Genomic DNA, 15914 nt, shown 5'->3' with positions numbered 1-15914 from the left:
GACGGCACGCGGCGCGCCAGAACAAAAGAGCGACCTTTGAATCATGGCTGAACCTTTCCGTCTGCAGACCATTCTCGACCTGAGCCAGACACGCATGGACGAGTCGGCGCGTGCGCTGGCAGCACTGATCGCCAGCGAGCACGACCAGTCGCGCAAGCTCACGATGCTCGAGGACTACCGCAAGGAGTATCAGGACCAGTTCATGGCCGCTGCACGCAACGGCATGACACCGGGCCAATGGAGCAATTACTCTGCTTTCCTCGCGCGCATCGACGACGCGATCGGCCACCAGCAGCAGCGGGTCGAACAGTCGCGCGACCGCGCCCAGGCCGGTCAGCGCGAGTGGCTGGACACCCGCACCCGCGTGAAAGCCTTTGAAACCCTGTCCGACCGCCATCAGGCCACGCTGGTCAAGCGCGAAGCCAAGGCCGAACAGCGGGTGGCCGACGACCGTTCGGGTCGCCTGGTTGCGGACGACTGACACTGCACGTTCGCACGGCCCGGAAGCTGGCACGCTAGCTGCTTATACCCCTCCATCAACGGAGGACTTCCCATGTCAGACATCAAGCTCAGCCTGCCCTCGTCCGCCACGCCGCTCGCTTCAAGCGGCCCGGTGGGCGAAGCGCGCGGCATTGGCGCCGATGCATCGCCCGAAGACGCGGCGACGGCATTCGCCAACCTGTTGCAGGACTCCCTCAAGAACGCACCCGAAGATCCGCGTGCCGCCTTGCTGGCCAAGCTGCTCGATGACGGCAGCGCCAAGCCGGACGACGAGAAGGTCGTTCTGCTGGATGCACTCAGCGCCGACCCCGGTCGTGTCGCCACCGAACTGCTGCCGGCCGGCCTGCTCGCACCGGCAGTCCTGCCGGTCATCGAACGGCTTGCGGGTGGCACCGGTGCGGCGGTCGAACAGTCCGACCTTGATCTCGATCTGACCGGGCAAGGCGGCAGGAAAGCGGGCCGCGAGGCATCGGGGGACTTGCCGGCGGCAGCGATTGCCGCGGCGACGGACGGCACCGGCGACTCGAACGGCAAGAATCTGCCGGATGCGTTGCTGAATGCTGACACCCGGATGGACGCCGGACAGTCCGCGACACAGCAGCTCCCGCAGGGCGACTTCCGCGCCCACCTGAACGCGGCACAGAAACCCGCCACCGAAATGGCCGTTGCCACGCCGATCACGCATCCGGGCTGGGCGGACGACATCGGACACCAGGTGACCTGGCTGGCCGAGAACGGCAACAGTCGCGCGGAACTGATCCTGACGCCGCCCCATCTTGGCCGGATCGAGATTTCGCTGCAGATCGGCGGCGATCTGAGCACGGCGCAGTTCGTGTCTGCGAGCCCGCAGGTGCGGGAAGCGCTGGAGCAGGCCATGCCGCGACTGCGTGAAATGCTGGCCGAGGGGGGCATTTCGCTCGGCGACACCAACGTCAGCGGCGAGCAACGCTCCGGCGATCAGGGCCAGGGCGGCCAGCGCGGTGAGCGCGGGCGTGACGGCAACGGCGATGCCGAGTTGCTGATCGCACCGGCGGCGCGGCGTGGCAGCGGCCTCGTCGACCTGTTCGCGTAGCGATATAGAGCGGTGTGAACACGCGCTCCTGATGGCGCCGCGAACATCGGCGCTAAAAAAACGGGACATTCGGCCGTTATTCGATCATTGAAAGGCATCAGTACCCGCCGACAATCCCGATCCATACAGGAGCGCACACCATGGCCAAAGCCGCCACCGCAGACGACGTCGCCGCAGACGCACCCAAGAAGAGCAAGAAGATGCTCTTCATCATCCTCGCCGTCGTGCTGCTGGTCGTCGTGGGCGGCGCCGCCGCGATGTTCATGATGGCTGGCAGTCACGCCGAAGAAGGCGAGGACGAGCACGCCGATGAAATGAGCGACGAAGACCCGGACGCCAAGGCGCTCGCCGCCAAGAAGGCCAAGCTGAAGAAAAAGAAGGAAGCGGAAGCCAAGGGCCTGCCGCCGGTGTTCGTCGAACTCGACCCCTTTACGGTCAATCTGGCGCCGGAAACGCAGGTGGATCAATACCTGCAGGTCAAGGCCTCGGTCAAGGTGGAAGAACAGCCCGCCGCAGACAACCTGAAGGCGTACATGCCGGAAATCCGCCACCATGTGCTGATGCTGCTGTCGGGCAAGAAGGCGTCCGAGCTGGGCACGACCGAAGGTCGGGAAGCACTGGCCGGCGAAATCAGGAACTCGATCAACGCCATCGTTGGCGAAGTACCGACCAACAAGAAGGGTGAGCCGGAAGAGCCTGTCGGACCCGTGGAGGCCGTGCTGTTCACGTCCTTCATCGTCCAGTAGGCCAGATCCGGTCGTCACGAGGAAACGCGATGTCCGATTTTCTTTCCCAGGAAGAGGTGGATGCCCTGCTCAAGGGCGTCACCGGCGAGGCCGACGAAGTGGCCGAAGCCGAAGATACGAGCGGTGTACGCCCGTACAACCTCGGCACCCAGGAAAGAATCGTGCGCGGGCGCATGCCCACGCTGGAACTGATACACGAGCGGTTTGCGCGCTATCTGCGCATCGGACTGTTCAATTTCATGCAGCGCAGCGCCGAAATTTCGCTCGGACCGATCCGGCTGCAGAAGTATTCCGAATTCATCCGCAACCTGGTCGTACCGACCAATCTGAATCTGGTCCAGGTCAAGCCGCTGCGCGGCACCGGGCTGGTGGTGTTCGATCCGAACCTCGTCTTTCTGGTCATCGACAACATGTTTGGCGGTGACGGGCGATTCCACACCCGGGTCGAGGGACGTGACTTCACGCCGACCGAACAACGCATCATCCAGGGCTTGCTGGAAGTGTTCTTCGCCGAGTACGAACGGTCGTGGGAACCGGTGTTCAAGATCAATTTCGAGTACGTGCGCTCGGAAATGAATTCGCAGTTCGCCAACATCGCCACGCCGTCGGAAATCGTCGTGGCAGCGACCTTCACGCTGGAACTCGGGGGCGTGTCGGCGGAAATGCACATCTGCCTGCCGTATTCGATGGTCGAGCCGCTGCGTGACACGCTGAATTCATCGATGCAGAGCGACAGCGTCAGTTCGGACAACCGGTGGATCAACCTGCTGACCCGTCAGGTGCAGGATGCCGCGGTGGAACTGAACGTCCAGCTGGGGGGCGGCTCGCTGACCCTGGGCGGCCTGAACAACCTAAAGGTTGGCGACATCATTCCGATAACCATTTCAGACACCGTGCAAGCCGAGGTCGATGGCATTCCGGTTCTGGAATGCAAGTACGGCATACAGGGCGGCCGTTATGCGCTGAAGATCGAGCGTTTCATGGCCGGCGAGGAAGAATTGATCGAACACGCCCTGAACGTGCAGGGCAAGAAAAAGGGTGAGGAACCATCATGAGTGATCTGGCTGAAGCGGAAGAGCAGGTCAGCGAGGACGACTGGGCCGCTGCAATGTCCGAGCAGACCACGGCTGACGATGCGCTTGCCGCACTCGACGGGGACGCGGCGAAGGATGTCCAGCCCGCCAACATCTTCCAGCAGTTCGGTGATGCGGCGAACAAGTCATCCGAAGGGTTGCGCGACTTCGAAATGATTCTCGACATCCCTGTGCAGCTGACAGTCGAACTGGGCCGCACCAAGATTTCCATCCGCAATCTGCTGCAACTGGGCCACGGTTCGGTGGTCGAGCTCGACGGCATGGCCGGCGAACCGATGGACGTGCTGGTCAACGGCACGCTGATTGCGCAGGGCGAAGTGGTGGTGGTGAATGAAAAGTTCGGTATTCGCCTGACCGATATCATCACGCCGGCAGAGCGGATGAAGAAACTGAAACGCTGATGGCTGGCCCGATCGGGCCGGCCATCAGGAAGCAGTCGGGCTGACCGACAAAAAAAAGAGAGCGACGCCGCGGCGTCGCTCTCTTTTTTTTGTCGGTGTCCGCCGTCACGGCAAGTACCCAAGGCTGACGCGACGGCGATTCGCGGGTCGCGCAGCGGATGGTATCTTTGGTCATCCCTTCCCTTCACGGAGCCGTCATGCGACTGCTGCTCGCCATCTTCCTGCCCTTCATGGTCTTCTTCACCATCGGTCGCCCGATCGCCGGGGTGATTTGCCTGATTCTGCAGCTGACGCTGATCGGATGGATACCGGCTGCGCTGTGGGCCGTCTATGCACTGAGCCAGTACAAGACGGACAAGCGCATCGAGGAAGCGCTCGGCAAGCGATGATCTGCGCAGCCGTTTCAGCGCCCACGGGTCAGCGCAGGGCCCCCTCGCTCAACGGCGCGCCGCGTGGGTACTCCCGTCGCGCGAGATCTACCCCGGGTTATCGCCGTCGAAGATCGCAAAACCGCTTGCTGCCCGCTTTGCCTGATACATGGCGACATCGGCACGCTCGATCAGTCGATCCACGGTCTCGCCATGCTCCGGATAAAGCGAAATGCCGATGCTGGGCGTGATGACGAGCTGCAGGCCATCCATGTCGATCGGGGCACCCAGGTTCCCCAGCACCATACTGGCCACACGCTCGATGTTTTCCCGGCCCTGTGGGTTCATCAGCAGATAGAGGAACTCGTCCCCTCCGTTGCGGCATACCGTGTCTTCGTCGCGACAGTGTCCGTTCAGCCGGCGCGCAATCTCTTCCAGCACACGGTCGCCAGTGGCATGCCCATGCGTATCGTTGATCGCCTTGAAGCGGTCCAGATCGAGGAACATGACGGCCAGCGTCCAGCCATGGCGCTCGGCGAGCGAAATGGCTTGCGCAAGCCGGTCATCGAACAGCGTTCGATTGGGCAAGCCGGTCCGCGGGTCATGCATGCCGTCGAACTTCGCCTTCTGCTCTCCCCGCTGTGACCTCGCCAGAGCGGCCTCCGATTCAAGCAACGCTTTTCGGGAGCGCTTCAGCGCAGATTCAACCTCTTTCAGATCATCGATGCCCTGAGCCAGCGTATCGGTCACTTCGTGCAGGTCGCCCGCGACTTCCTGCACCTTGACTTCAACCCCCTCGCTGTCTGCCAGGGCTTCATGCACGGGCAGAGACGTTACGCCCTTCGCAATCTTTGCCTTCACGGCATCGTTGGCCGAGGTGAGCTCGTCGGCACACACTTCGACTTTTGCCTTTGCTTCGTGGCTCTTTTCAAGCGCACGTCTGAAGGTCTGCGGGGCGAGCACGGGACGATCCGGGCCGGATGGATGTGACGTCATGGAAGGGTGTGATACCAGGTGGGTACGGTGCAATGTCCTGCATCCGTGGAAATCGCGATCGACACATCTTCATCCAGTGAATCGCACCTGTTTGGGCATCGGCGCAGGCGATACGTTCAATGCCTCGTTCCCGCCGCGCATGACCATTCCCGGCGGCGCACGGCGCCCGATGTCGAGCGGCAGAAATTGCCGCCTTAAAACCGATCTATTCCCGCGCTGAACCTGTACTGCCGGGCGCTAGCCTTGGCGCATGAAAACATGGCTTTCACTCATGCTGCTCGTTTCCGCCGGCTTGCTGCAGGCTGCGGAGCCCGTGGCACCTGCAGCACCCGCGAGCGGCGCCGGCGCGGTCATGCAGATGGTCGGCGCGCTCGGTGTCGTACTGGCGACACTGTTCGCCGTGCTGTGGCTGCTGCGCCGTCTGTCCGGCGGTCGCCTGACCGGCAGCGCTCCAATCCGCACCGTCGGCGGCATCGCGGTGGGATCGCGCGAACGCGTGGTCCTGCTCGAAATCGGCGAACACTGGCTGGTGGTCGGCGTGGCGCCCGGCTCGGTCACCGGCATCGCGACGCTGCCGCGCGGAGAGATCAGTACGGCAGGCACCGATGCAAAGCCGGTCGCGGCAGACTTCGGCGCCTTGCTGGCGAAACTGAAAGCGGGTCGGTCATGACGCGACGCCTGCTTCCGGCACTGGGGCTTGCCGCACTGGGCGCCGTCACGGCCCCGGATACGTGGGCACAGGCCCTGCCCGCACTGACCAGCACGCCGGCCGCCGGCGGCGGCACCAACTGGTCACTGTCCATCCAGACCCTGCTGCTGCTGACCAGCCTGTCCTTCCTGCCGGCGGTCATGCTGATGATGACCAGCTTCACCCGCATCATCATCGTGCTGTCGCTGCTGCGTCAGGCCATGGGCACGCAGACCAGTCCGCCCAATCAGGTGCTGATCGGTCTGGCGCTGTTCCTGAGCTTTTTCATCATGGCGCCGGTCGGCGAGAAGATCTACGCCGAGGCCTACCTGCCGCTGAGCGAGAACCGCATCGGCTTCGAACAGGCGCTGGACGCGGGCGCCAAACCGCTGAAAACCTTCATGCTGAAGCAGGTGCGCGAGCCGGACATCGAGCTGTTCATGCGTCTGTCGAACACACCCAAGGTCGCCAGTTCGGAGCAGTTGCCGATGCGCGTCGTCGTGCCCGCCTACGTCACATCAGAGTTGAAGACGGCTTTCCAGATCGGCTTCATCATTTTCATTCCCTTCATCATCATCGACATGGTGGTCGCGTCGGTGCTGATGTCCATGGGCATGATGATGATGTCGCCGGTCATCGTGTCGCTGCCGTTCAAGCTCATGCTGTTTGTGCTGGTGGATGGCTGGAACCTCATCCTCGGCACCCTCGTTTCCAGTTTCGGCCAGATATGAAGGACTGCGCACCATGACGCCCACCACCGTTGTTGACATCGGCCGTCACGCCGTCGAAACCCTGCTACTCGTGTCCGCACCCATGCTGGGCGCGGCTTTGATCACCGGCCTCATCGTCAGCATCTTCCAGGCTGCCACCCAGGTGAACGAAATGACGCTTTCGTTCATCCCCAAGCTGATCGCGGTGTTCGCCGTGCTGGTGATCGGTGGTCCGTGGATGATCACCATCATGACGGACTACATGCGCCGGCTGTATTCGTCGATCCCGTCGCTGCTCGGCTAGTCCTGAATGATTTCGGTCACCGCCGCCCAGCTCGACCTGTGGATGGCGAGTTTCCTGTTTCCGCTGGCGCGGGTGATGGGACTGATCGCCGCGGCGCCAGTTTTCAGCAACCGCGCCTTCGTGATGCGCGCCCGGCTCGCGCTCGGCCTGCTGATCACCTTCGCCATCGTTCCCACGCTTCCGCCGTCCGGGCTCAGTGTCGGAACATGGCCCGGTACGATGGCACTGGTGCAGCAGATGCTGATCGGCATCGCGCTCGGCTTCACGATACGCATCGTGTTCGCGGCGGTTGATCTGGCCGGTGAGCTGATCGGCCTGCAGATGGGTCTGGGCTTTGCGATGTTCTACGACCCGGACAATGCGTCGCAGTCACCGATAATCGCGGAATTCCTCGGTCTTATGGCGACACTGATCTTCCTGTCGATCAATGGCCATCTGATGCTGCTGGCTGTGCTGGGCAACAGCTTCGAGTGGTGGCCGGTCGGTGCCGACCTTTTCCCGGCCAATGGCTGGCTGGCCATCGCGCGCTGGGGCAGCACGGTGTTTTCCGCCGGCCTGATGCTGGCGCTGCCGCTGATCGCGGCGCTGCTGGTGGTGAACATCGCACTGGCCGTGCTCACGCGCGCCGCACCGGCGCTCAACCTGTTCGCCATCGGCTTTCCGGTGACGCTGATCGCCGGCTTCGTGATGCTGATGCTGTCACTGTCCTTCATCGCACCAGCGATGCAGCGCATGTTCGAGTACGGACTCGAAACCGTAGCCCAACTGGCAATGGGGTGAAGCAGGGGTTTCGCAGCGCATTGCGCTGCGCCTGCTGAACGGGCCGGCTGTGCAAAGCCGGCCTCCCGAGCTCCGGGGTTTCGCAGCGCAGTGCGCTGCGCCTGCTGGACTGGCCGACTTGGCAAAAGCCGACGCAGACGGCCCCCCAACGACGCTTACAGCAGCACGTCGCGCGACACACCCGCCCTCCGCAGGATCTTGCGCAGCTGGGCGAGTGCCTCGAGCTGGATCTGGCGCACGCGTTCGCGCGTCAGGCTGAGCTGGTCGGCCAACTCTTCAAGCGTGGCGATTTCGCGGTTGTTGATGCCGTAGCGGAACTCGATGACGGTACGCTGCTTGTCGTTCAGCTGGGCGATCCAAGCCTGGACCAGGCAGCCGATCTCGGCATTCTGTATCTGCTCTTCCGGCCCTTCCTGATTGTCGTCGGCAAGGGACTCGCCGATCGACAGCGACGGGTCGATGTCGAGCGGCGCGTCGAGCGAGGCGGTGTGCTCGTTCAACGACAGAATGTGCCGCACGTCCTCGACCGGCTTGGCAAGCAGGGTTGCGATGTCTTCCGCACAGCACTCGCCACCGCTGCGTGCCTCCAGATTGCGCATGGCGCGCAGCACCTGATTCAATTCCTTCACCACATGGACCGGCAGCCGGATCGTGCGCGACTGGTTCATGATCGCGCGCTCGATGTTCTGCCGTATCCACCACGTGGCGTAGGTGGAAAAACGGAAACCACGTTCCGGATCGAACTTTTCCAGCGCGTGGATCAAGCCGAGATTGCCTTCTTCAACGAGGTCAAGCAGCGGCATGCCGCGATTCAGATAGTGCTTGGCGATGTTCACGACGAGTCGCAGGTTGCGCTCGATCATGGTCTGGCGCGCCTCGAAATCGCCCTGTCGCACGCGCCGTGACAACGCCAGTTCCTCCTCCGGCGTCAGCAGCGGATTGGCACCGATCTCGTTGAGGTAGAGCTGCGTGGCGTCGCCGAGGAATTCGGCCTCGGGCGCTTCGACCGGTTCGGCCGCGACCTCCACGCCATCGAGCTCGCCCGCGACGGCATCGTCGTCGACGGGCTCAGCCGGTTCGGCGTCTTCGGGTTGCGAAAGATCGGACATGGATTATCTCGGTGGCAGATACTTCATCGGATCGACGGGCTTGCCCTGACGCCGTATCTCAAAGTGCAGACGGGGCTTGCCGGCTTCGGTGTCGCTGTCGCCCAGCTCGGCGATACGCTGACCGCGCTTTACCGTGTCGCGTTCCTGAACCAGTATCTTGCTGTTGTGCGCGTAAGCGGACAAAAACGTGTTGTCGTGCTTGACGATGACCAGTTTGCCATAACCACGCATCGCATCGCCCGCGTACACCACGCGACCGCCGGCCGCCGCCAGAACCGGATCGCCAGTTCGACCTGCAACATCGACGCCCTTATTGCTGCCGTCGCCGAAGCGCCCGATGATGCGGCCGCTCGCCGGCCAGCTCCACTCGACGCCATCTTCCGTACGCACGGCGTCCGGCGGTGTCACGATGGCCGGTGCGCCGGTCCCTGCGGCACCGGCCGTTGCCGCTGGCGGCGCGGGCGTGACGGCCGCGACGGCTGCCCCCGACGGCTGAGGCGTGATTCCGGCCGAACGGATGCGGTCGAGTGTCGCTTCGGAATAGGGTTCAACCCCGCCTCGCGGCTCGCGCTTGAGCATGGCGTCCACTGCCGAGGGAGGCGGCTCGGTCACTGCCGGCGCGCTTGGGGCGGGCGTGTCGAGCGGCCGCGATTCGACGCCGGGTGCTGCGATCGGGCGGGTCTCCATGCCCCCCTCAGGTGCGGCAACACGCAGCTCCTGCCCGAGCTTGATCAGATTGGGGTTCTCGAGTCGATTCCAGATCACCAGATCTCGCCAGTCCTGACCATGTTCGAGCGCGATGCTGAACAGCGTATCGCCCTTGGCGACGATGTGAACGCCAGAACGCGGTACAGCGGCAGCGGCGGGCGGCGTGGCCGGTACCGCAGTGGGCGGGGTGCCAACCGGCGGACGGACTTCAACCGGCGCCGGCCGTGTCCCTGCGCATGACGCAAGCAGCAGGCACAACACTGGCACCGCGAAGAACGATCTATTCATTCAACCCCCGGCAACAGCGGCACGAAGCGCACCGCGTCCAGTTTCGTTTCGACATAGCGCTGAGGCTGTCTTTCAATCAATCTCAATGACTGGTCGGCGGTACCGACGGGAATCACGAGTCGCCCGCCCTCGGCCAGCTGATCCAGCAAGGCCTTGGGCACCGACGCCGCCGCGGCCGCCACAATGATTGTATCGAACGGCGCCTCGGCAGCCAGGCCGATCATGCCGTCGGCGTGTTTCAGGCGAACGTTGGGCAGCCGCATCGGACGCAGGTTGCGCTTGGCACGTTCCAGCAGCGGCGCAATGCGCTCGATGGCATATACATCACTGGCAAGCTTCGACAACACGGCGGCCTGATACCCGCACCCAGCTCCGACTTCAAGCGTCTTGCCGAGAGGACGTCCGCCAGCGCGGAGAAGTTCAATCATGCGAGCGACAACAAAGGGCTGCGAAATGGTCTGCTGGAAGCCGAGTGGCAGCGCAGTGTCCTCATAGGCCCGCGTACCGAGTGCTTCTTCGACGAACTGATGACGCGGAATGGACTGCATCGCAGCAAGCACGCCTTCATCGCGTATGCCTGAAACACGCAGCCGTTCAACCATCCGGGCGCGCGCACGCGTCAGGCTCAGACTTGCGTCCGCTGCCGTCATGCGCCCAGCCAGTCGCGCACCTGCCCCATCTGGGCCATGTGGGTCAGGTCGATCTGCAGCGGCGTGATCGACGCGAATCCATTTGCCGTGGCATGGAAATCGGTGCCTTCGCCGGCGTCCTGAGCCGCGCCGGCAGCGCCGACCCAGTACACGGTCTCATTGCGCGGATTGGTGGTGCGCACGACAGGCTCCGCCTTGTGTCGCCGGCCAAGCCGCGTCACCTGTACGCCTTTCAGCGCGTCGAACGACAGATCGGGCACATTGACGTTGAGCAACACCGGCGTGGCAAAAGGCCGATCGGTCAGCCGACGCACCAGATCGCAGGCAATGCGGGCAGCAGTGTCGTAATGCGCGCTGCCCTTGCGCGTCATCGACATGGCGATCGCCGGTACGCCGAGCAGGAAACCTTCAGTCGCAGCGGCAACGGTGCCCGAATAGATCGTGTCATCGCCCATGTTGGCGCCGTCATTGATGCCCGACACGACAATGTCGGGCAGGTGGTCGAGCATGCCCGTCACCGCAAGATGGACGCAGTCTGTCGGCGTGCCATTGACATAATGAAAACCGTTGCGCGCGCGACGCAAGATCAATGGACGATCAAGTGTCAGGGAATTGCTGGCGCCACTGCGGTCAGCCTCGGGCGCCACGACGGTGACGTCTCCAACCTCGCCGAGAGCCCGTGCGAGCGCCTCGAGGCCGGGAGCAAAGTAACCGTCGTCGTTGGACAACAGAATGCGCATGGGAAACGGAAGGCGAATGTCGCGGCACGATGCTGGAACGAACCGGCCACAACAGATTGAAGCAACAAGAATTGGTCGGGGCGGCGGGATTCGAACTCGCGACCCCTTGCACCCCATGCAAGTGCGCTACCAGGCTGCGCTACGCCCCGACTCAGCTGAAAATTATATCAGGGGCTGACGGACTTGAACCGGCACCCCCGCAAAAATCGGCAACCGGGCGTCACTCGAGCAGGTCGAGTATCGCCTGCAGGGAAGCCCGCAACTCGGCCACGTCGACGTCGTTGCCCGCTGCACTCGATGCAGCCCCCGAACGAGGATCGGAATCATCGAGGCGGTTGCGCGCACCGCTGATGGTGAAGCCTTCTTCATAGAGCAGCTGACGAATGCGGCGCACCAGAAGCACTTCGTGGTGCTGGTAATAACGCCGGTTGCCACGTCGCTTCACCGGCTTGAGCTGGGTGAATTCCTGTTCCCAGTAGCGCAACACATGCGGCTTGACGCCGCACAGTTCGCTCACCTCGCCGATCGTGAAGTAACGCTTGGCGGGAATCGCTGGCAGAACCAGCGGCTCCTTACTCGTCGTTTCCATCGTAATCGATGCCCTCGACGGCCGCCTTCAGCTTCTGGCTCGCGTGAAAAGTAACAACCCGCCGTGCGGTGATCGGAATTTCCTCGCCGGTTTTGGGGTTGCGCCCCGGGCGCTGCGGCTTGTCGCGCAACTGGAAGTTGCCGAAGCCCGACAGCTTGACGCCGTCGCCGCTTTCGAGCGCGTCACGGATCTCGTCGAAGAATGCTTCGACCATATCCTTCGCCTCGCGTTTGTTCAGCCCTACCTGTTCGAACAGCATTTCCGCCAGTTCGGCTTTGGTCAGTGTGGTCATGCGGCTTCCTCGTAACCCTGTCGCCCTGCCGCCTCAGGCGCGCAGCTTTGCACCGAACTCACGCTGTGCATACATCACCAGTTGATCAACGGTCGCATCGACTTCAGCGTCCGCCAAAGTACGTTGAGTATCTTGCATAACTATACGGAAAGCAAAGCTTTTTTCGTTATCTGATATGCCTTTACCCTGATACACGTCGAACAGGGCGATGTCCTGCACGATGGCCGGCGAGGCGCTGCGAAGCCCTTCAAGCACCTGCGAAAGCGGTGTCGAACGCGGCAGCAGCAGCGCCAGATCGCGACGTACGGCAGGCTGCCTGGACACGGTCTGGTACGACGGCACTGCGCTGCCGAGCAGCGGTTCAAGATCGCATTCGAACACCAGCGGCGCACTCGCCAATTCGTAGCGCTGCACCAGTTCCGGATGCAGCTCTCCGATGAATCCGATCACGTGTCCGTTCAGGCTGATCGACGCCGCACGCCCTGGATGCAGCGCAACATGTCGCGTCGACGCAAATACTGCCTGATACGGCAGCACCAGCGCTTCGACATCGCCCTTCACATCGAAGAAATCGGTGGGACGCGCCACGGCGCCCCACTGCTCCGCTTGCGCAGCCCCCCACGCGAGCCCGGCGATGCGCAGCGTCTGAGCGAAACCCGGGACCGGCACCGCCTGCGCATCATGTGCGAAGCAGCGGCCGATTTCAAACACCCGCACGCGATCGAGTTGACGGCGACGGTTGGTCACTACGTTGTCGACCAGACCACCGATCAGCGTCGAACGCATGACCGACATCTGGCTCGCGATCGGGTTGGCCAGCACAACCGGCGTGTCGTTGCCGGCGAAATCCTGTTCCCAGCGCCGCTCGACGAATGCGAAGTTGATCACTTCCTGATAGTCACGATCAGCCAGCAGGTGACGCACATTCGATGCGCTTCGACGCCCTTCTGACAGTTCCGGCATGGCCAGTCGGCCGACCGGCGGATGGGTCGGGATGTTGTCGTAGCCGTGCAGACGAGCCAGTTCCTCAATCAGATCTTCCTCGATACGCAGATCGAAGCGCCAGGTCGGTGGCTGCACGATGAAATCACTGCCATCGCGCGCAAAGGGCAGCGCCATGCGCTGAAGACAGGCTTCGATGGCGTCGTCACCAAATGGCAGGCCGAGCACACGCGCCACACGCGCCGGCCGCAGGCGTACCGGCTCGCGCGACGGCAGCGCGGTGATGCGGTCATCCATCGGGCCGGCTTCGCCGCCGCACAATTCGAGAATGAGCTGTGTGACGCGTTCGACACCGGCCACGGTATCGGCAAAATCCACACCACGCTCAAAGCGGTGAGCAGCCTCGCTGGAGAACGCATAGCGGCGGGCGCGCCCTTGAATGGCATCAGGTTGCCAGAACGCGGCCTCGACATAGACATTGCGCGTATCGAGCGAGCACGCAGTCGATGCGCCGCCCATGATACCGGCGAAGCTCTCGACGCCGGTCTCGTCGGCGATGACGCCGCAGTCCGGTGCCAGCGTGATGGTCTGCTCGTTCAGCAACACGAGTTGCTCGCCCTCGCGCGCCCAGCGTACGGTCAGGCCACCCTTCACGCGATCGAGATCGAACACGTGATTCGGTCGGTTCAACTCGAGCATGACGTAATTGGAGATGTCGACCAGTACGGAGATCGAACGCATGCCGGCGCGCTCCAGCCGGCGCTTCATCCACTCCGGCGTGGCCGCGCGGGCGTTCACGCCACGGATGATGCGACCCGAGAAACGGCCGCACAGATCTGCTGCCTCGATACTGACCGGCAGCACCTCAGTCAGCGTGACGGGCGCGGCGACGATCTCCGGCACGCATAACGGCGCACCGGTGAGCGCCGATACTTCGCGCGCGATGCCCAGCATGCCGAAACAGTCTGCGCGGTTCGGTGTGAGCTTGATGACGAAAGCGTTGTCATCAAGCTCGAGGTAATGACGGATGTCGGTCCCCACCGGCGCATCGACGGGCAGCGCGAGCAGACCGCCGTGATCTTCCGACAGCCCGAGTTCGCGTGCAGAACACAGCATGCCATTGCTTTCGACGCCGCGCAGTTTCGCCCGCTTGATGTCGATACCCGGCAGACTGGCCCCCACCGTGGCGCACGGCACCTTCATGCCGGCGGCAACGTTGGGCGCACCGCACACGATCTGCAGCGGCTCGCCGCCCGCATTCACGCTGCAAACACGCAGGCGGTCGGCATCCGGATGCGGTGCAACGGACAGTACTTCCGCCACGACAACACCGCGAAAGGCGGCTGCCACCGGATCAAGTTCCTCGACTTCGAGACCCGCCATGGTCAACAGGTGCGACAGCGTCTGCGTATCGATGGCCGGGTCAACGAACTCGCGCAACCATGTTTCTGAAAATTTCATCGGGCAAAAACCTCAGCGGAACTGGCTCAGAAAACGCACATCGCCGTCATAGAACAGGCGCAGGTCATTGATGCCATAACGCAGCATGGTCAGGCGGTCGGGCCCGAAACCGAACGCAAAGCCGGTATGACGCTCGGCATCGATGCCGCAATGGCGCAGCACATTCGGATGCACCATGCCGCAGCCGGCGATTTCCAGCCAGCGACCGGCCAGCGGTCCGCTCGGAAATGCGACGTCGATTTCCGCTGACGGCTCGGTGAATGGGAAGAACGAAGGCCGGAAACGCACGTCGAGCCGATCGGCTTCGAAGAACCGGTGCAGGAAATCGCTCACCACGCCCTTCAGATCGGCAAAGCTGACCGACTCGCCGACCCACAGGCCTTCGACCTGGTGGAACATCGGCGAGTGGGTGGCATCGGAATCGACGCGATAGACGCGACCGGGCGCAATGATGCGGATCTCCGGCATCGTTGCCGCGCCTGCATGACGCGCCACGTGCGCCTGCATGTAACGCACCTGGATCGGGCTGGTATGGGTGCGCAGCATCACGTCACTCGCCCCCTCCAGGTAGAAGGTGTCATGCATCGAACGCGCAGGATGGTTTTCCGGCGTGTTCAGCGCAGTGAAATTATGGAAGTCGGTTTCGATCTCCGGGCCATCCGCCACGTCGAAACCGATGCCGCGGAACAGGGCTTCGATCCGTTCGAGGGTGCGGGTCACCGGATGCAGACCACCCTTCGCATGACCACGCCCGGGCAAGGTCACGTCGAGTGACTCTTCCGCCAGGCGGGCTTCGAGTGCGGCGTTGCGCAATGCCTCACGACGCGCTTCAAGGGCTGCCTCGACCCGCTGCTTGGCGGTGTTGATCTCCGCACCAGCGATCTTGCGAGCGTCGGGATCGAGCTTGCCGAGGCCTTTGAGCAATTCGGTCAGGCTGCCGGACTTGCCGAGAAAACGCGCCTTGACCTGTTCCAGCGCCACGGCGTCCGCCGCTGCAGAAAAATCGATTTCCGCTTGTGAAACAAGCGCTTCCAGATCACTCATCGACTTGAATCCGAACAATATGGGGACAAAAAAAGGAGGCCAGGCCTCCTTTTTCTGCGTGCAACACGCTTAGCCGAGCTGGGCCTTGGCCTGATTCGCGATGGCGGCGAACGCAGCCTTATCGAATACGGCGAGATCGGCAAGCACCTTGCGATCGACCTGGATCGACGCCTTGTTCAGGCCGTTGATCAGCTTCGAGTAGGTCAGACCCACTTCGCGTGCAGCGGCGTTGATACGCACGATCCACAGCGCGCGGAACTGACGCTTCCTTTGGCGGCGGTCACGGTAGGCGTACTGGCCTGCCTTCATCACCGCTTCCTTGGCGATGCGATAGACGCTATGGCGACGACCGCGGTAACCCTTGGCCTGATCCAGTACCTTCTTGTGACGGGCGCGTGCCGTTACACCACGTTTGACTCTGGGCATCTCGT

Annotated in this window: 20 protein-coding genes and 1 tRNA gene; 10 read left to right on the top strand and 11 right to left on the bottom strand. The window is 62.9% G+C overall.

What is annotated here, in order from left to right:
• Positions 1–43 precede the first annotated feature (43 nt).
• The 6 genes from fliJ (at position 44) to ACTIFF_RS08600 (ending at position 4203) form a co-directional block, all read left to right on the top strand.
• Positions 44–481 (top strand): flagellar export protein FliJ, encoded by a 438-nt coding sequence (fliJ, locus tag ACTIFF_RS08625; protein WP_439536454.1) that lies wholly within the window; start codon positions 44–46, stop codon positions 479–481.
• 72 nt (positions 482–553) lie between these two features.
• Positions 554–1573 (top strand): flagellar hook-length control protein FliK, encoded by a 1020-nt coding sequence (locus ACTIFF_RS08620; RefSeq protein ID WP_439536453.1) that lies wholly within the window; start codon positions 554–556, stop codon positions 1571–1573.
• 140 nt (positions 1574–1713) lie between these two features.
• Positions 1714–2319, top strand: coding sequence for a flagellar basal body-associated FliL family protein (locus ACTIFF_RS08615; RefSeq protein ID WP_439536452.1), 606 nt, complete (start codon positions 1714–1716; stop codon positions 2317–2319).
• A 29-nt stretch (positions 2320–2348) separates the two neighbouring features.
• Complete coding sequence (gene fliM, locus ACTIFF_RS08610; protein ID WP_439536451.1) at positions 2349–3374, top strand: flagellar motor switch protein FliM; 1026 nt, start codon at positions 2349–2351, stop codon at positions 3372–3374.
• Positions 3371–3814 carry a flagellar motor switch protein FliN gene (fliN, locus tag ACTIFF_RS08605; protein WP_439536450.1) on the top strand — a complete coding sequence of 148 codons (444 nt, stop codon included), beginning with the start codon at positions 3371–3373 and terminating at the stop codon, positions 3812–3814. Before fliM ends, fliN begins: the two co-directional genes overlap by 4 nt.
• A gap of 197 nt (positions 3815–4011) precedes the next feature.
• Complete coding sequence (locus ACTIFF_RS08600) at positions 4012–4203, top strand: YqaE/Pmp3 family membrane protein (protein WP_305615755.1); 192 nt, start codon at positions 4012–4014, stop codon at positions 4201–4203.
• 87 nt (positions 4204–4290) lie between these two features.
• On the opposite strand, the gene ACTIFF_RS08595 is transcribed toward ACTIFF_RS08600, so the two are convergent.
• Positions 4291–5145, bottom strand: coding sequence for a diguanylate cyclase domain-containing protein (locus tag ACTIFF_RS08595; RefSeq protein WP_439536449.1), 855 nt, complete (start codon positions 5143–5145; stop codon positions 4291–4293).
• Between the two features lie 304 nt (positions 5146–5449).
• Here ACTIFF_RS08595 and fliO point away from each other — a divergent pair, with 304 nt between their 5' ends.
• The 4 genes from fliO to fliR are packed head-to-tail and all read left to right on the top strand — an operon-like array spanning position 5450 to position 7660.
• On the top strand, positions 5450–5848 hold the full coding sequence (fliO, locus tag ACTIFF_RS08590; RefSeq protein WP_439536448.1) for a flagellar biosynthetic protein FliO: 399 nt from the start codon (positions 5450–5452) through the stop codon (positions 5846–5848).
• Positions 5845–6597, top strand: coding sequence for a flagellar type III secretion system pore protein FliP (gene fliP / locus ACTIFF_RS08585; protein ID WP_439536447.1), 753 nt, complete (start codon positions 5845–5847; stop codon positions 6595–6597). Before fliO ends, fliP begins: the two co-directional genes overlap by 4 nt.
• Before the next feature lie 13 nt (positions 6598–6610).
• Positions 6611–6880: a flagellar biosynthesis protein FliQ gene (gene fliQ, locus ACTIFF_RS08580; RefSeq protein ID WP_069039926.1), complete on the top strand. Its 270-nt coding sequence runs from the start codon at positions 6611–6613 to the stop codon at positions 6878–6880.
• Positions 6881–6886: 6 nt separating this feature from the next.
• On the top strand, positions 6887–7660 hold the full coding sequence (gene fliR, locus ACTIFF_RS08575) for a flagellar biosynthetic protein FliR (protein ID WP_069039925.1): 774 nt from the start codon (positions 6887–6889) through the stop codon (positions 7658–7660).
• A gap of 155 nt (positions 7661–7815) precedes the next feature.
• On the opposite strand, the gene rpoS is transcribed toward fliR, so the two are convergent.
• The 10 genes from rpoS to rplT all read right to left on the bottom strand — a co-directional run bounded on the left by rpoS (position 7816) and on the right by rplT (position 15909).
• Positions 7816–8769 carry an RNA polymerase sigma factor RpoS gene (rpoS, locus tag ACTIFF_RS08570; protein ID WP_439536446.1) on the bottom strand — a complete coding sequence of 318 codons (954 nt, stop codon included), beginning with the start codon at positions 8767–8769 and terminating at the stop codon, positions 7816–7818.
• A 3-nt stretch (positions 8770–8772) separates the two neighbouring features.
• A complete protein-coding gene (locus ACTIFF_RS08565) occupies positions 8773–9765 on the bottom strand; it encodes a peptidoglycan DD-metalloendopeptidase family protein (protein WP_439536445.1) in 993 nt (330 codons plus the stop codon).
• Entirely contained in the window at positions 9762–10415 is a 654-nt protein-coding gene (locus ACTIFF_RS08560) for a protein-L-isoaspartate(D-aspartate) O-methyltransferase (RefSeq protein WP_439536444.1), read from the bottom strand. Before ACTIFF_RS08560 ends, ACTIFF_RS08565 begins: the two co-directional genes overlap by 4 nt.
• The gene (gene surE, locus ACTIFF_RS08555; protein WP_069039921.1) at positions 10412–11155 is read right to left on the bottom strand and encodes a 5'/3'-nucleotidase SurE; all 744 of its coding nucleotides are present in this window, start codon (positions 11153–11155) and stop codon (positions 10412–10414) included. The genes ACTIFF_RS08560 and surE overlap by 4 nt, the downstream gene beginning before the upstream one ends.
• A 72-nt stretch (positions 11156–11227) precedes the next feature.
• A tRNA-Pro gene (locus tag ACTIFF_RS08550) sits at positions 11228–11304 on the bottom strand.
• A gap of 71 nt (positions 11305–11375) precedes the next feature.
• Positions 11376–11744 (bottom strand): MerR family transcriptional regulator, encoded by a 369-nt coding sequence (locus tag ACTIFF_RS08545; protein ID WP_439536443.1) that lies wholly within the window; start codon positions 11742–11744, stop codon positions 11376–11378.
• Positions 11728–12036, bottom strand: coding sequence for an integration host factor subunit alpha (locus tag ACTIFF_RS08540; RefSeq protein WP_069039919.1), 309 nt, complete (start codon positions 12034–12036; stop codon positions 11728–11730). The genes ACTIFF_RS08545 and ACTIFF_RS08540 overlap by 17 nt, the downstream gene beginning before the upstream one ends.
• 33 nt (positions 12037–12069) lie before the next feature.
• Positions 12070–14439 carry a phenylalanine--tRNA ligase subunit beta gene (gene pheT / locus ACTIFF_RS08535; protein ID WP_439536442.1) on the bottom strand — a complete coding sequence of 790 codons (2370 nt, stop codon included), beginning with the start codon at positions 14437–14439 and terminating at the stop codon, positions 12070–12072.
• Positions 14440–14451: 12 nt separating this feature from the next.
• On the bottom strand, positions 14452–15483 hold the full coding sequence (pheS, locus tag ACTIFF_RS08530; protein ID WP_439536441.1) for a phenylalanine--tRNA ligase subunit alpha: 1032 nt from the start codon (positions 15481–15483) through the stop codon (positions 14452–14454).
• Positions 15484–15552: 69 nt separating this feature from the next.
• Positions 15553–15909 (bottom strand): 50S ribosomal protein L20, encoded by a 357-nt coding sequence (gene rplT / locus ACTIFF_RS08525; protein ID WP_257080735.1) that lies wholly within the window; start codon positions 15907–15909, stop codon positions 15553–15555.
• Between the last annotated feature and the right edge of the window lie 5 nt (positions 15910–15914).

This window comes from Methyloversatilis sp., from assembly GCF_051861465.1.
Taxonomy (GTDB): domain Bacteria; phylum Pseudomonadota; class Gammaproteobacteria; order Burkholderiales; family Rhodocyclaceae; genus Methyloversatilis.
Note: the sequence above shows the minus strand (reverse complement) of the source record. Positions and strands in the feature narration are given on the sequence as shown.

Excerpts from the sequence above, each read along its gene's own strand:
- fliJ (WP_439536454.1), top strand. The coding sequence starts at position 44 with ATGGCTGAACCTTTCCGTCTGCAGACCATTCTCGACCTGAGCCAGACA.
- fliR (WP_069039925.1), top strand. The coding sequence starts at position 6,887 with ATGATTTCGGTCACCGCCGCCCAGCTCGACCTGTGGATGGCGAGTTTC.
- fliQ (WP_069039926.1), top strand. The coding sequence starts at position 6,611 with ATGACGCCCACCACCGTTGTTGACATCGGCCGTCACGCCGTCGAAACC.
- ACTIFF_RS08560 (WP_439536444.1), bottom strand. The coding sequence starts at position 10,415 with ATGACGGCAGCGGACGCAAGTCTGAGCCTGACGCGTGCGCGCGCCCGG.
- ACTIFF_RS08620 (WP_439536453.1), top strand. The coding sequence starts at position 554 with ATGTCAGACATCAAGCTCAGCCTGCCCTCGTCCGCCACGCCGCTCGCT.
- ACTIFF_RS08565 (WP_439536445.1), bottom strand. The coding sequence starts at position 9,765 with ATGAATAGATCGTTCTTCGCGGTGCCAGTGTTGTGCCTGCTGCTTGCG.
- ACTIFF_RS08615 (WP_439536452.1), top strand. The coding sequence starts at position 1,714 with ATGGCCAAAGCCGCCACCGCAGACGACGTCGCCGCAGACGCACCCAAG.
- fliN (WP_439536450.1), top strand. The coding sequence starts at position 3,371 with ATGAGTGATCTGGCTGAAGCGGAAGAGCAGGTCAGCGAGGACGACTGG.
- pheS (WP_439536441.1), bottom strand. The coding sequence starts at position 15,483 with ATGAGTGATCTGGAAGCGCTTGTTTCACAAGCGGAAATCGATTTTTCT.
- ACTIFF_RS08600 (WP_305615755.1), top strand. The coding sequence starts at position 4,012 with ATGCGACTGCTGCTCGCCATCTTCCTGCCCTTCATGGTCTTCTTCACC.
- fliM (WP_439536451.1), top strand. The coding sequence starts at position 2,349 with ATGTCCGATTTTCTTTCCCAGGAAGAGGTGGATGCCCTGCTCAAGGGC.
- fliO (WP_439536448.1), top strand. The coding sequence starts at position 5,450 with ATGCTGCTCGTTTCCGCCGGCTTGCTGCAGGCTGCGGAGCCCGTGGCA.
- rplT (WP_257080735.1), bottom strand. The coding sequence starts at position 15,909 with ATGCCCAGAGTCAAACGTGGTGTAACGGCACGCGCCCGTCACAAGAAG.
- ACTIFF_RS08540 (WP_069039919.1), bottom strand. The coding sequence starts at position 12,036 with ATGACCACACTGACCAAAGCCGAACTGGCGGAAATGCTGTTCGAACAG.
- rpoS (WP_439536446.1), bottom strand. The coding sequence starts at position 8,769 with ATGTCCGATCTTTCGCAACCCGAAGACGCCGAACCGGCTGAGCCCGTC.
- pheT (WP_439536442.1), bottom strand. The coding sequence starts at position 14,439 with ATGAAATTTTCAGAAACATGGTTGCGCGAGTTCGTTGACCCGGCCATC.
- fliP (WP_439536447.1), top strand. The coding sequence starts at position 5,845 with ATGACGCGACGCCTGCTTCCGGCACTGGGGCTTGCCGCACTGGGCGCC.
- ACTIFF_RS08545 (WP_439536443.1), bottom strand. The coding sequence starts at position 11,744 with ATGGAAACGACGAGTAAGGAGCCGCTGGTTCTGCCAGCGATTCCCGCC.
- surE (WP_069039921.1), bottom strand. The coding sequence starts at position 11,155 with ATGCGCATTCTGTTGTCCAACGACGACGGTTACTTTGCTCCCGGCCTC.